We start from the raw sequence: 15805 nt of genomic DNA, 5'->3' as shown, positions 1-15805 counted from the left end.
CGCGTGCCAACATCCTCCCCTGAGGGCGCGTACCCGCAGGAATCCCACGAATTGATTTTCGACTGTTTTTTGGAATCCGGGAAGAAGCCGCCCCGCCAGTGGAAACGCCCGTCCCCGCTGAGGCCAACGGCAACCCGCCGCGAGGTGCCCCATTCCTCCCCTGCCCTTCAGGCGCGGCTCCGCGTCGGGGTTCAGCGGAGCCGGCCTGTCAGTGGCCTTCGTCGACGGGGATGGCCGCGACTTCGGTCGCGCATCTCTTCACGCGACATTTTCCGCGAGCCTCCTTTTCCAAGATGAGCTGGCTCGATGGGGCGGCCGTGGGGTCCTTGCAGGGGGCGTATAGCCCCTCTGTCATTGCCGTCATCACTGTCGGTGCAAGCACCGTCGTGGCGTGTCTTGTTTCAAAACACAAGACACGCCGTTCGTTCACGTCACACCACCACTGGAGATCCACACCATGAAGAAGTGCTTGCTGCTTGTCGGACTGTCGATGGCCGCCTGCTCTCCCAGTCCCGTGGAGACCGAGCCCACGCAGTCCATCGCGCCATCCGTCAGCAAGGAGCGACGTGATGAGCTGAAGACCGTCTTCGGCAAGGCCTTTGCCACCGCGCTCGCCGACAGCCCGTCGCTGCGGAAGCTCATCAAGGACGAGGCGCTGGCGAAGTTCGACAACGACTATGACGTCCTCTATCACCTCATCAAGGATCGCCCGCTGGAGGATGGACAGACGGTCCGGGAGCTGCTGCTGGGACACTTCGAGAGCGAGGAGCAGCTCTCGAACGTCGAGCGGGAGCTCCCGCTGCTGACAATCTTCGTCCCCGAGCTGCCCAAGGGCTCCTTCTCGGCCAGGTCCTGGAACGCCGACACGCAGATTCCCGCCGTCGGCATCACCTCCTACAAGACCAATGACGTCACCCTCGTCGACGCCAGCGGCGAGGAGCACATCATCAAGGCGCACCTCACGCCCGCCTTCCCGGTGGTGGTCATCAAGGAGAATGAAAGAGTCGTCCCGGTCGCGAACAACCACCCCGGCGCCATGGCCAAGGGGCGGGTCCTGAAGGCCAGCGGCAACCTGGGCTTCGCCTTCCTGTCGGACAGCTTCGATGGCTCGCTGACGAGCGACAAGGAAGCGTTCAGGACCATCAAGTCCCCGGACCTCAAGCTGGTGGATGCCTACAACATCTACCTCGGCACCGACGGCTGGCACCGGGACTACGTCTATTACAACATCACTCCGAACCAGCCCCGGGGCGCGTTCTCCTACTCCTACCAGGAGCACGTCCGGAGCTTCCGGATGATCGGGGACCCGGCGACCGCCTTCGCCAAGGTGGCCGACCAGACCGGTGAAGCGGAGCTGGATGGCCTCAACACCAATCCCAGCTCCGGGTGGTCGGGCGGGGCCTTTGAATTCAAGGTGAGGGTCCTGATCAATGCCAAGAATGGGCTTGGGCAGGAGCTCATCACCTACTTCAGCGCGCTTCCGGATGAGCTCTTCGCCGTGACCCATGAGGAAGTCAGGATCAGCGCCTTCAAGTTCTACACGCACAAGCTCACGGGCCTGAACACCAAGTCCCTGACGCTGCCGCTGTTCGCATGGGACCTCAACGACTATGCGTCCACCATCAAGATTGAAGTCGAGGAGGTGGACATCACCGAGACCATCACCCAGAGCGAGTCGCGGACCGTGAAGTTCGCCACCAACTTCGGCATCGACCCGACCGTGGGCTTCCTGCAGAAGATTGGCCTCAAGTTCGGCGCGAGCCTGGAGGAGACGCGCACCGAGACCACCGGGCGGACCTACACGCTGGGCAATGACATCCTCGGCTCGGTCATCGTGAACTTCGCGGACAACGTGCTGACCAACGTGACGACGTCGAGCATCTTCGGGATGCCGGTGGTGACCGGGACGAGCCGGGAGTATTCGACGGGCTGGTACAGCATCAGCGTGGAGCCCACGCGCGTGCAGTAGCCGCGCGTGCGGTCGCGGGCCCGCCGCCATGCCGTGACGTCAGCGGCCATCGGTATGGGCCCGCTCCAGGCACGCCCGGATCCGCGCCGCCAGGCTGTCCACATGCGGCGGGAGCATCATGCTGTCGTGGTCTCCCGGGACGACCTCGACCCGCACCGCCGAGCTCCGGTCCTTCCAACCCAGCTCCAGAAGCTCCGGCCTCCCCGGCTGGAGCTCGGCGGCCCGGAAGAATTGCAGCGCGCCCCCCTCCCAACGCGGGGCCGTGTACCGGTGCAGGGCCTCCGCATGGCTCCTCCACACCCGGAGGAACCGGAGGCCCCGCTCGACGTCCGGGAAGGCGGGCTCGATGCCCCTCCGCGCCGCCTCGTCGAGTACCGCCTGGAGCTGGGCCTCGGCGGACAGCCCACGCAGCGCTTCGGCCGGGATGTGCACCCAGGAGGCCACCATGCCCGCCAGGAGCGTGGCGTCGTCCTCGGGCGGCGGAGGGAAGTGCGCCGGGCCGGGCGAGTCGAGCAGCGCGCACAGCGGCACCGCATGCCCCTCGGCGGACAGGCGGCGGCCCATCTCGTACGCGAGCACCCCTCCAAAGGACGCACCGACGAGCAGGTACGGCCCCGTGGGCTGCACGGCTCGCAGGAGCTCGACGTAGTGCGCCGCCATCTCCTCGATGGAGGTGAACACCGGCCCTCCCGCCTCCAGCCCGGGCGAGTCGAACCCGTAGGCGGGCCGGGCGGAATCGATGCGTCGTGCCAGCTCCCGGTAGAAGAGCGTCCGTCCTCCCATCGCATGCGGGAAGAAGAGCGCCGGCCCGGGCGAGCCCTCCTGGAGTCGCATGAGGCAGCTCGTACGCTCCGGCGCGATTGGCTCGCGGACGTCCCCGAGCTTGGAGCCGGAGCGTCCGCGCTGGTGGCCGCCCGTGGCCGAGGACTCTTCGGCACCCGCTGGCCCGGCCGTCGCCGCGAGGTGCGCGGCGAGCGTGCGCACCGTGGAGAACTGGAACAGCTCCACCATGGGCACCGGGCGGCCTACCAGGGCCTCCAGCTTCATGTGGACCGACTGCAGCAGCAGCGAGTTGCCACCTAGGTCGAAGAAGTTGTCATCCACGCCCAACCGCTCCAGCCGGAGCGCCTCGGCCCACATGGCCGCGAGTGCCTGCTCGAGCTCGCTCTCGGGCGCGGCTTCGGAGCCACCGGAACCCACCCTCTGCGAGTCCGGCGCGGGCAGTGCCTGGCGGTCCACCTTGCCGTTGGGCGTGAGCGGCAGTGCGTCCAGGAACACGAAGGCGGAAGGCACCATGTGCTCGGGCAGCGCCTGCTTCAGCCAGGTGCGAAGCTCCTCGAGCGTCAGGCCGGGGGAGGTCGGGACCACATAGGCCACCAGCCACCTGCCACCGGGCCCGTCATCCCTTGCCATGACGACGCCCGCTTCCACCCCCGGATGCCTCGCCAGGGCCGCTTCGAGCTCTCCCAGCTCGATGCGGAAGCCCCGCACCTTCACCTGCCCGTCCCGCCGCCCCAGGAACTCGAGTGTCCCGTCCGGCAGGTACTTCACCAGGTCTCCCGTCCGGTACAGCTTCGCTCCCGGCTCCACGCTGAATGGATGGGCGACGAGCCGCTCCGCCGTCAGCTCCGGCCGGTTCAGATACCCGAGCGCCAGCCCGTCTCCGCCCGTGTACAGCTCTCCCGGGACGCCCACCGGCACCGGCTGCATCCGCTCGTCCAGCACGTACACGTCCGTGTTCGACACCGGCCTGCCGATGGGCACCGACACCGCCCCCTCCGGCACCGCCTTCACCTCGTGCCACGTCGTGTTCGTGGTGTTCTCGGTGGGCCCGTACAGGTTCAGCAGCTTCGTGCTTCCGCCCTGCGTCAGCACCTGGCGCAGCCGCAGGGGGTCCGCCGCCTCGCCTCCGAACATCACGTGCCGCACCGTCTGGAAGGCGTCCGGGCACTCGGCTGCCACCTGGTTGAGGAGTGGCGTCGTGAGGACGGCCACGCTCACCTGCTGCTCGCGCAAGAACGCGGCCAGGGCCTTCGGTGACAGCGCCACCTCCCGGGGCACCCCCACCAACCTCGCGCCGTTGAGCAACGCGCCCCACAGCTCGAGGTTCGACGAGTCGAACGAGGTGTTGGCCATCTGGGTGACGCGGTCCTCCGGCGTCACCTGGAGGCTGCCGGTGCCGCGCACCAACCGGACGACGCCGCGGTGCGGGATGCACACGCCCTTGGGCCGGCCCGTCGAGCCCGACGTGTACATGACGTACGCCAGCGCCTCCGGCCCCACCGCCTCCTCCAGGTTCTCCCCGCTCTCGTGCGCGAACGCCTCCCACCCCAGCTCCACCACGAAGGCGCTTCCCGCCGGCAGCTCCGACGCCACCTCCTCCTGCGCCACCACCACCGGCACCGCCGTGTCCTCCAGCATGAACGCCAGCCGCGCAGCGGGGTACGTCGGGTCCAACGGCACGTAGGCGCCGCCCGCCTTCAGGATGCCGAGCGTCGCCACCACCAGCTCCAGCGAGCGCCCCGCGCACAGGCCCACCAGCGTCCCCGGGCCCACCCCCAGCCGCCGCAGGTGTCTGGCCAGCTGATTGGCCCGGCGGTTGAGCTCCGCGTACGTGAGCTGTCGCCCCTCGTACTCCACCGCCACCGCCTCGGGCTGGCGTGCCACCTGCTCCTCGAACAGCCCGTGGACACTGGCCTCGCGCGGGTACTCCGTCCGCGTCTGGTTCCACTCCACCAGCAGCCGGTGCCGCTCCTGAGCGTCCAGCAGCGGCAGCTCACCGATGCGGCACCCGGGGTCCGCCACCACGCCTTCCAGAAGCGTCCGCAGATGCCCGAGCATCCGGGCGATGGTGGAGGCCTCGAACAGGTCGGTGCTGTACTCGACAAGGCCCGCCAGCCCCGCCCCGGTCTCCCTGAACGACAACGTCAAATCGTACTTCGACACCTGCCCCGCCAGCGCGAGCGGCCGGGACTCGATTCCCGGCAACTCCAGGTCCGGGGACGGGGCGTTCTGCAGGGAGAACGACACCTGGAACAACGGCGCGCGGCCGGTGTCGCGCGGAGGATTCAAGGCCTCCACCAGCTTCTCGAATGGCACCTCCTCGTGGGCATAGGCTCCCAGCGCCACCTCTCGCACCTGATGCAGCAGCTCCCGGAAGGGCGCCTCTCCCCTCACCTTCGCCCGCAGCACCAGCACGTTGACGAAGAAGCCAATCAACCCTTCCAGCTCGGCATGGCCGCGGCCCGCCATCGGCGAGCCCACGCTGATGTCGTCCTGCCCCGAGTAGCGGTGCAGCAACGCCTGGAAGCCCGCCAGCAACGTCATGAAGAGCGTCACGCCCTCCTTCTGGCCGAGCTGCCTCAGTCCCTCCGCCAGCGGCAGGGGCAGGTGCACGTAGTGAATCGCACCCCGGTAGCTCTGCACCGCCGGCCTCGGCCTATCCGTCGGCAGATCCAGGGCGGGTGACGCCCCCTGCAGCTGCTTGCACCACCAGGCGAGCTTCGACTCCAGCACCTCGCCCCGCAGCCACTCCTGCTGCCACTTCGCGTAGTCCGCGTACTGGATGGGCAACGCGGCCAGCGAGGCCTCCTTCCCCGCCAGGAAGGCCTCGTACAGGGCCTTCACCTCCTGGGCGAGCACCCCCATCGACCATCCGTCCGACACGATGTGGTGCATCGCCAGGACCAGCACGTGCTCCGCCTCGCCCGTCCGCAACAGCGTCACCCGCAGGAGCGGACCCACCTCCAGGTCGAAGGGCTTCAGCGCCTCCTCACGGGCCAGCCGCCGCGCCTCTTCCTCTCGCGCCCCTTCAGGGAGCTCGCGCAGGTCCACCACCGGCAGGGGCAGCGCCACTGGAGCGGAGATGACCTGGACCGCGCCCTGCTCGCGCTGTTGGAACGTCGTCCTCAGGGCCTCGTGCCGATGCACCAGCGACTGGAAGCTCCGCTCCAGCGCGGCCACGTCGAGCACGCCCTCCAGACGCAGCACCATGGCGAGGTTGTAGAGCGCGCTCAGCGGATTGAAGCGGTCCAGGAACCACAGGCGCTGCTGCGCGAAGGACAGCGGCAGCGCGCTGTCTCGCGGCACGGGGACCAGCGGAGGCGGCCGGAACTCCTGCTCGCGCCCGTGCATCGGCTCGAGCCGCCGCGCGAGCTCCGCCACCGTGGGGGCCTCGAAGAGCACCCGCACCGGCAACTCCATTTTCAGCACCTCGCGCAGGCGCGAGGTCACCTGCATCGCCAGCAGCGAGTGCCCGCCCAGCTCGAAGAAGTTGTCGTGCACGCCCACGCGTCGCAGGCCCAGCAGCGGCGCCCAGAGGTCCGCCAGCACCTGCTCCAGCGGCGTCCGGGGTGCCACGACAGCTTCCTGTCCGGCGTCTTCCACCTCCGGCGTGGGCAGGGCCCTGCGGTCCACCTTTCCGCTGGGCGTCAGCGGGAAGGACTCCAGGCACATGAAGGCCGACGGCACCATGTACTCGGGCAGCCGCTCCTTGAGGAACGCCTTCAGCGCGTCCGTCCTCGGCGCCTCGCCGTCCGCGCCCACGACCCAGGCCACCAGCCGCTTTCCTCCAGTGCCCTCCTCCCGGACCCCAACCACCACATCCTTCACCCCCGGGTGCCGGCCGAGCACCGCCTCCACCTCCGCCAGCTCGATGCGGAAGCCGCGCAGCTTCACCTGCGCGTCCCTGCGCCCCAGGAACTCGATGTTCCCGTCCGGCAGGTACCTCGCGTAGTCCCCCGTCCTGTACAGCCTCCCTTCCGGCTGCGCCCGGTGCGCGTCCGGCAGGAAGCGCTCCAGCGTCAGCTCCGGCCGGTGCAGATAGCCCCTGGCCACCGCTGCGCCTCCGATGAACAGCTCCCCCACCACGCCCACCGGCACGGGCTCCCCGTGGCCGTCCAGCAGGTGCACGCTCGTGTTGGCAATCGGCCTGCCGATGCTCGGCACCTCCGCCCAGGTGTCCGGCGCTCCTTCCAGCCGGTACGCCGTCGCCACGTGCGTCTCCGTCGGCCCGTACTGGTTCTCCAGCACGCCTCCCAGCCGCTTCATCATCCGGCGCAGCGCGGGCGTCACCCGCAGCTGCTCTCCCGCCGTGATGACCTCCTTCAGCGCCCTCGGAGCCAACTGCGACCTGTCCATCTCCTCCGCCAGGTTCTGCAGCGCCACGAACGGCAGGTACAGCCGCTGCACCCCGCTGCTGTCCATCTTCTCCAGCAGCGCCTTCGCCTCCAGCCGCAGCTCCTCGGGGATGAGCACCAGCTCTGCCCCGGCCCCCCATGTGGAGAACAGCTCCTGGAAGCTCGCGTCGAAGCTCAGCGCCGAGAACTGCAGCGTCTTCGGCTTCTCCCCCGAGCGCTCCACCTGCCAGCGAATCAGGTTGAGCAGCGGCCGGTGGTGCATCGCCACGCCCTTGGGCACTCCCGTCGAACCCGAGGTGTAGATGACGTACGCCAGCGCCTCCGGCCCGGACACCGGCTCCGGGTTGCTGTCGGCACACCCCGCCCAGGTGCCCTCCTCCGCGTCCAGCAACAGCCGCTTCGCCTCACGGGCCGGCAGCGTGTCCGCCAGGTGCCGCTGCGTGAGCAGCACCGGTGCCCGGGAGGCCCCGAGCATCAGCGCCAGCCGCTCCGCCGGGTAGGCCGGGTCCAGCGGCACGTAGGCGCCTCCGGCCTTGAGAATCCCCAGCACTCCCACCGCCAGCTCCAACGAGCGCTCGACGCACAGGACCACCGGCACGTCCGGCCCCACCCCCAACCCTCTCAGGTGGTGCGCCAGCCGGTTCGCCTTCCGGTTCAGCGCTCCGTACGTCAGCGTCTCCGCTCCGAGGCTGACCGCCACCGCCTCCGGCGTCCTGTCCGCCCATGCCTCGAACAGCTCGTGCACGCCGCTGGCCGGCGCATACGACGCCGCCGTGTCGTTGAACTCCATCACCACCCGCCGCCGCTCCGCCTCGTCCATCAATGGCAGCGAGGACAGCCGCTGTTCGGGCCGCGACACGGCGCCCTCCAGCAGCCGCGCGTAATGCGCCGCCATCCGCGCCACCGTCGCCCTGTCATACAGCGCGGTGTTGTACTCCCAGAGGCTCACCAGCCCGTCCGCCGTCTCACGCACGAACAGGGTGAGGTCGAACTTCGCCATCCCCGGCTGGAAGGCGAACTCCTCCGAGGACACCCCGGGGAGCGCCATCGCCATCAGCTCGGTCTGGTAGACGAACATCACCTGGAAGAGCGGCGACCGGCTCAGGTCACGCGCCTGCTGGAGCGCTTCCACCAGCTGCTCGAAGGGCACGTCCTGGTGGGCGTAGGCGCCCAGACACGACTCACGGACCCGGCCCAGCAGCTCCCGGAAGCTCACGTCTCCCGAGGCCTCCACCCGCAGCGCCAGCGTGTTGAGGAAGAAGCCGATGAGCCCCTCCACCTCGCGCCGGTGGCGCCCGGAGATGGGCGTCCCCACCACGAGGTCCGTCTGCCCGCTGTAGCGCGCCAGCAGGGCCTGGAAGCCCGTCAGGTACGCCATGAACGGCGTGACGCCCGCCGCGTTGCCCAGCTCCTTCATCGCACCGGCCAGCCCCGCCGGAAGCGGCACGGCCAGATACGCCCCGCGGAACGTCTGCACGGGAGGCCTCGGCCTGTCGGTGGGCAGCTCCAGCACCGGAGGCGCTCCGGCGAGCCGCTGCTTCCACCACGCGAGCTGCGCCTCCAGCACCTCGCCCTTCAGCCACTCCCGCTGCCACGCCGCGTAGTCCGCGTACTGCACCGGCAGGGCCGGCAACGTGTGCTCCGTCCCCGAGAAGAACGCCAGATACAGCGTCTCCAGCTCGCGAAGCAGCACGCCCAGGGACCAGAGGTCGCAGACGATGTGGTGCATCACGAGCACCAGCACGTGCTCCTCCGCGGCCACGCGCAGCAGCGTCCCCCGCACCAACGGGCCCGTCCCCAGGTCGAACGGGCGGCGTGACTCCTGCTCCACCCACCGCGTGAGCGCGCTGGCCTCCTGCCCCTCCATGTCCTCCACGGCCAGCGTCAGCGCCAGCGCTGGGTGAATCCGCTGCACGGGCCGTCCATCCACCAGGTGGAACGTCGTCCGCAGCACCTCGTGCCGCCGGATGAGCGCCGCCACGCTCCGCTTCAGCACGGCCACGTCGAGCCGGCCCCGCAGCCTCACGGCATAGGGAACGTTGTACGTGGAGCTCTCGGGCTCGAGCTGCTCGATGAACCACAGCCGCTGCTGCGCGAAGGACAGCGGCAGCTCGCCCCCGCGCGAAACGGGCACCAGCGGAGCGCCCTGGACTTCCTGCGTCGCTCCCGGCAGCGCTTCGAGCCGCGCCGCCAGCGCCTCCACCACCGGGGACTCGAAGAGCATCAGGATGGGGAAGTCCCGCTGGAGCGCCTCACGCAGCCGCGTGGCCACCTGTGCCGCCAGCAGCGAGTGCCCGCCCAGCGCGAAGAAGTCGTCCAGGGCCCCCACACGCTGCTTCTTCAGCAAGGGCGCCCAGACGTCCGCCACGAGCTGCTCCATCCGTGTCCGGGGCGCCACGTACTCCTCGCGCTCCGTCCCCTCCGCCTCCGGCGCTGGCAGCGCCTGGCGATCCAGCTTCCCGTTGGGCGTCAGCGGCAGCCGCTCCAGCCGCACGAATGCGGACGGCACCATGTAGTCGGGCAGCCTCTGCTTCAGCCAGGCACGCAGCTCCTCGGGCAGGGAGGACGTGGGGGAAGCGGGCACCACATAGGCCACCAGGGACTTGCCGTTGAGGCCATCGTCCCGCGCGGCCACCACCACCTCGCCCACTTCCGGGTGCTTCGCGAGCGCGGCCTCCACCTCGCCCAGCTCGATGCGGAAGCCCCGCACCTTCACCTGCGCGTCCCGCCGGCCCACGTACTCAAGCTTCCCGTCCGGCAGGTACCGCACCCGGTCTCCCGTCTTGTAGAGCCGGGCCCCCGGCTCCTCGCTGAAGGGATGCGGGACGAACCGCTCCGCCGTCAGCTCCGGCCGGTTCAGGTACCCCACCGCCAGCCCGTCTCCTCCCGCGTACAACTCGCCCACCACGCCCACCGGTACCGGCTGCATCCGCGCGTCCAGCACGTACACCGTCGTGTTGGAGATGGGCCGCCCGATGGACACCGAGTGCCCCACCTGCCCGGGCTCCTTCATGACGTAGCAGCAGGTGAAGGTGGTCACCTCCGTCGGGCCGTACGCGTGCACCAGCGCACCCGCCCTCCCCGTCTCCAGTACCGCCCGTACCCACCGGGGGTCCGCCACCTCGCCTCCGAAGAACAACTGCGGCACCGTGAGGAAGGCGTCCGGGCCCTCGGCCACCACCTGGTTGAAGAGCGCGGTCGTCAGGAACATCGCGCTCACCTGCTGCTCGCGCAGGAACGTGGCCAGGGCCTTCGGTGACAGCGCCACCTCCCGGGGCACCCCGACCACACGCCCTCCGTTCAGCAGCGCCCCCCACAGCTCCAGGGTGGCCGCATCGAACGAGGTGTTGGAGAGCTGCGCGATGCGCTCCTCCGCCGTGAACCGGGCGAAGTTGGTGTCGCGCACCAGCCGGACGATGCCGCGGTGCGGGATGCACACGCCCTTGGGCCGACCCGTCGAGCCCGACGTGTACATGACATACGCCAGCGCCTCCGGCCCCACCGCCTCCTCCAGGTTCTCCCCGCTCTCGTGCGCGAACGCCTCCCACCCCAGCTCCACCACGAAGGTGCTTCCCGCCGGCAGCTCCGACGCCACCTCCTCCTGCGCCACCACCACCGGCACCGCCGTGTCCTCCAGCATGAACGCCAGCCGCGCAGCGGGGTACGTCGGGTCCAACGGCACATAGGCACCACCCGCCTTCAGGATGCCGAGCGTCGCCACCACCAGCTCCAGCGAGCGGCCGGCACACAGGCCCACCAGCGTCCCCGGGCCCACGCCCAGCCGCCGCAGGTGTCTGGCCAGCTGATTCGCCCGGCGGTTGAGCTCCGCGTACGTGAGCTGTCGCCCCTCGTACTCCACCGCCACCGCCTCGGGCTGGCGTGCCGCCTGCTCCTCGAACAGTCCGTGGACACTGGCCTCGCGCGGGTACTCCGTCCGCGTCTGGTTCCACTCCACCAGCAGCCGGTGCCGCTCCTCCTCCGCCAGCAGCGGCAGGTCCGCCAGCTTCCGCTCCGGGTGCGCCAGGGCGCTCTCCAGCAGCCGCGCGTAGTGCCCCGCCAGCCGCTCCACCGTCGCCCTGTCGAACAGGTCGGTGTTGTATTCCCAGAAGCTCTCCCACCCATCCGTGCTCTCACGCACGAACAGGCTCAGGTCGAACTTCGCCATCCCCGGGTCGATACCCAAAAACTCCAGGGACAGGCCAGGCAGCACCTGCGTGGGCGGCGACTCCTGGTGGGAGAAGACCACCTGGAACAGCGGAGGCCTGCTCAGGTCCCGCTCCGGCTGCAGCCCCTCCACCAGCTTCTCGAAGGGCACGTCCTGATGGGCGTAGGCGCCCAGGCACATCTCGCGCACCTGCCCCAGCAGCTCCCGGAAGCTCGCCTCCGCCGGCGCCCGCACCCGCAGCGCCAACATGTTGACGAAGAAGCCGATGAGCCCCTCCACCTCACGCCGGTGGCGCCCGGCGATGGGCGAGCCCACCACGAGGTCCGCCTGCCCGCTGTAGCGCGCCAGCAACGCCTGGTACGCGGCCAGCAGCGTCATGAACGGGGTGACGCCCTCCGCGACGCTCAGCTCACGGACAGCGCTCGAGAGCGCCGGAGGCAGCCGCGCGGGCAGCAGGGCTCCACGGAACGTCTGCACCGGAGGCCTCGGCCTGTCGGTGGGCAGCTCCAGCACCGGTGGTGCCCCGGCGAGCCGCTGCTTCCACCACGCAAGCTGCGCCTCCAGCACGTCGCCCTTCAACCACTCCCGCTGCCACGCCGCGTAGTCCGCGTACTGCACCGGCAGGGCCGGCAGCGTGGGCTCTCCCCCCGTGGAGAACGCCAGGTAGAGCGCGCCCAGCTCCCGCACCAGCACGCCCATGGACCAGCCGTCCACGACGATGTGGTGGACGGCGAGCAGCAGGACGTGCTCGTCCGCCGCCATGCGCAGCAGCCGTGCCCGCACCAGCGGGCCCTTCTCCAGGTCGAAGGGGCGCTGCGCTTCCTCCTGGGCGCGCCGCTCGAAGACACCGGCCGGCTGTCCCTCCAGGCTCTCCACCGGTAGCGCAAGCACCTGCTCCGGCGCAATCCGCTGCACCGGCTGCCCCTCCACCTCCACGAACGTCGTCCGCAGCGACTCGTGCCGCCGCACCACCGCCCCCAGGCTCCGCTCCAGCACGGCCACGTCCAGCCGCCCCTTCAGCTGGAGGAAGAAGGGCACGTTGTACGAGCCACCCCCGGGAGAGAACCGCTCCAGGAACCACAGCCGCTGCTGCGAGAAGGACAGCGGCAGCGCACCGGTCCTCGGCACGGGCACCAGCGGCGGCTGCCGCGCCTCGGTGCTCCCAAGCAACGACTCGATTCGCGCCGCCAGCTCCGCCACCGTCGGCGCCTCGAAGAACGTGCGCACCGGCAGCTCCACCCCGAGCTCCTCCCCCAGCCGCGAGGCCACCTGCGCCACCATCAGCGACTGCCCGCCCAGCTCGAAGAAGTTGTCGTGCGCCGCCACCTGCTCCTGCTCCAGCTCCAGCAGTGGCGCCCAGATTCGCGCCACCACCTCCTCCATCGCCGTCCTCGACGCTCGCGCGGCCTCTCTCGCCCTCACCGCGGGCGCCGGCAGCGCCTTGCGGTCCACCTTCCCGCTGGGCGTCATCGGCAGCTTCTCCAGCGTCATGAAGGCCGACGGCACCAGGTGCTCGGGCAGCCGCCCCTCCAGGTACTGGCGCAGCTCCGTGGCAGAGGGCTCCCGCGTCCGGGCCACGGCATAGGCCACCAGCCGCTTCCCTCCGGGCCCGTCCTCCCTCACCGCCACCACGCATTCCTTCACCTCCGGGTGGCCCGCCAGCGCCGCTTCCACCTCTCCCAGCTCGATGCGGAAGCCCCGCACCTTCACCTGCTCATCGGCGCGGCCCACGTACTCCAGCGCGCCTCCAGGCAACCACCGGACCACGTCCCCCGTCCGGTACAGCCGGGCCCCCGGCTCCTCGCTGAACGGGTGGGGAATGAACCTCTCCGCCGTCAGCTCCGGACGGTCCAGGTACCCGCGAGCAAGACCCCGGCCGCCCACGTACAGCTCTCCCGCCACGCCCTCGGGCACCGGCCGCAGCCACCTGTCCAGCACGTACACCTGCACGTTGGGCAGGGGGCGCCCGATGGTCAGCCGCTCCGCCCTCACGTCCTCGTCGACGGTGGCGCAGACCGTCACCTCCGTCGGGCCGTACTCATTGAGGAAGCGCCGCCCCGGCTTCCACCTGCGCACCAGCTCCGGGGTGCACGCCTCGCCCCCGGAGATGACCGTCTCGAGCGCCGGGTACCCGCCATCCTCCTGCTGCGCCAGCACCGAGGGCGTCAGCGCCACCAGCGTCACCCGCTGCTTCTTCAGCAGCGCATCCAGCGGCGCGCCAGGGAGGATGGAGTCCCGAGGCGCCAGCACCAGGCATCCCCCCACCATCAACGTGGAGAAGATGTCGCTCACCGAGCTGTCGAAGCTGAACGCGGTGAATTGCAGCACGCGGCTGTCCGGGCGCACGCCTCGCGTGTCCACCGCGGCCAGCGCCGTGTTGCACAGCCCGCGGTGCGTCAGCAGCGTCCCCTTGGGCCTCCCCGTGCTGCCCGAGGTGAAGATGACGTAGGCCAGGTTCTCGCTCACCGCGCTCGCCGGAGGGTCGTGCAGGGGTTGCCGGGCGAGCACCTCCGCATCCACATCCAGGCGCACCCTGAACCGGCCTTGCGAGGGCAGCTCGTCCTCCAGCGCTCCGGTGGTCACGAGCACCGGCGTTCCGGCCTCCTGCACCATGAGCTCGAGGCGCTCCTGCGGATAGGTGGGATCCAGGGGCACATAGGCGCCGCCGGCCTTGAGCACACCCAGGATGCCCACCACCAGCTCCAGCGAGCGCTCCAGGCACACGCCCACCCGCACTTCCGGCCCCACCCCCAACCTCCTCAAGTAGTGGGCGAGCTGGTTGGCCTGCTGGTTGAGCTCGCGGTACGTGAGCTGGCTGTCCTCGAAGGCCACGGCCACCGCGTCCGGCGTGCGCTCCACCTGGGCCTCGATGAGGTGGTGGGCGCACGTGTCCCGGGGGTAGTCCGCGCGGCGGCTGTTCCACTCCACCAGAACCCGGTGCCGCTCCGACTCGGACAGCAGCGGCAGCTCCGCCACCCGCCGCTCCGGATGGGCCACGGCGGCCTCCAGCAGCCGCGTGTAGTGCGCCGCCAGCCGCGCCACCGTCGGCTCGTCGAAGACCTCGGTGTTGTATTCCCAGACACCCACCCACCCATCCGCGTGCTCACGCACGTAGAGCGACAGCTCGTTCCTCGCCACTCCGGGTGAGAAGGCGAGCTCCTCCACGGCGATTCCGGGCAACCGCAGCGCGGCGAAGGGCGGAGCGCCCTGGAGGATAAACGAGACCTGGAACAGCGGCGTACGGCTCATGTCCCGCGCCGGCTGCAGGGCGTCCACGAGCTGCTCGAAGGGCACATCCGGCTGGGCGTAGGCGCCCAGGCACGACTGGCGAACCCGGCCCAACAGCTCCCGGAAGCTCCCGTCCTCCGGCGCGTCCACCCGCAGCGCCAGGGTGTTGGCGAAGAAGCCGACGACGCCTTCCAGCTCGCGCCGGTTGCGCCCGGAGATGGGCGTCCCCACCACGAGGTCCGTCTGCCCGCTGTAGCGGGACAGCAAGGCATGGAAGGCCGCCAGGAACGTCATGAACGGGGTGACGCCCTCCGCGCGGCTCAACGCCGCCACCGCTCCGGACAGCTCCGGGGGCAGCTCCCTGCTCAGGAGGGCTCCCCGGGAGGACTGCACGGGGGGCCGCGGCTTGTCCGCCGGCAATTCCGACACGGGCGGCGCTCCGGCCAGATGCCGCTTCCACCAGGCGAGCTGCGCCTCCAGCACCTCCCCCTTCAGCCACTCCCGCTGCCACGCCGCGTAATCCGCGTACTGCACCGGCAGTGCCGGGAGCGAAGGCTCCTCGCCTCGGGAGAACGCCGTGTAGAGCGCGCCCAACTCCCGCTCCAGCAGTCCCATCGTCCAGCCATCACAGACGATGTGGTGCAGCGTGAGCAGCAGCACGTGCTCCTCCGCCGACAGGCGCAGCAGCCGCGCTCGCACCAGCGGGCCCTTCTCCAGGTCGAAGGGGCACCGGGCCTCCTCCTCCGCGAGCCGCCGGGCCTCCGCCGCGCGCGCGTCCCTGGGTATGCCCTCCAGCCCCTCCACCGGCAGCGTCAGCCCCAGCGCCGGCGCAATCCGCTGCACCGGCCGGCCATCCACCCGGGGGAACGTCGTCCGCAGCGCCTCGTGCCGCTGGACGAGTACCTGCAGGCTCCGCCCGAGCGCGTCCACGTCGAGCGGCCCCGTCAGCCGCGCGAACCAGGGCACGTTGTAGGCGAAGCCTCCGGGCGCGAGCTGCTCGATGAACCACAGCCGCTGCTGCGCGAAGGACAACGGCATCGCCTCGCTCCGAGGCACCGGCACCACGGGAGGAGGCCTGCGTCCCGGCCGCGTGCCCGGCTTCGGTCCAGTTCTCTCGGAGGGGGACCGCGGAGCATCGCCGGCCGGGGACTGCACATCGCGCGCGTTCATATCGAGTTGGAGTCCTGAGTCGGAGGCAGGGGACGTGAGGATAATCCGCGCCTCGGAGAAGAGCGCGCACGGCAAGACCGGGCCCGCCACCCGGAGGCCTCGGGAAGATTTCTGAACAAGAGCTGGAAGCAGGCT

Annotated in this window: 2 protein-coding genes; one reads left to right on the top strand and one right to left on the bottom strand. The window is 70.3% G+C overall.

The annotated features are described in order from the left end of the window. Positions 1 to 457: 457 nt before the first annotated feature. Positions 458 to 1969 (top strand): hypothetical protein, encoded by a 1512-nt coding sequence (locus tag ACX9TP_RS18835; protein ID WP_482981111.1) that lies wholly within the window; start codon positions 458 to 460, stop codon positions 1967 to 1969. A 39-nt stretch (positions 1970 to 2008) separates the two neighbouring features. Here ACX9TP_RS18835 and ACX9TP_RS18830 read toward each other — a convergent pair whose 3' ends face one another. After that, on the bottom strand, positions 2009 to 15538 hold the full coding sequence (locus tag ACX9TP_RS18830; protein ID WP_482981110.1) for a non-ribosomal peptide synthetase: 13530 nt from the start codon (positions 15536 to 15538) through the stop codon (positions 2009 to 2011). Positions 15539 to 15805: the final 267 nt, after the last annotated feature.

Source organism: Pyxidicoccus sp. M15, assembly GCF_056858435.1.
This window is presented reverse-complemented; position numbering and strand designations above follow the sequence as displayed.

Coding starts and splice junctions, on each gene's coding strand:
- ACX9TP_RS18830 (WP_482981110.1), bottom strand. CDS start 15,538: ATGCCGTTGTCCTTCGCGCAGCAGCGGCTGTGGTTCATCGAGCAGCTC.
- ACX9TP_RS18835 (WP_482981111.1), top strand. CDS start 458: ATGAAGAAGTGCTTGCTGCTTGTCGGACTGTCGATGGCCGCCTGCTCT.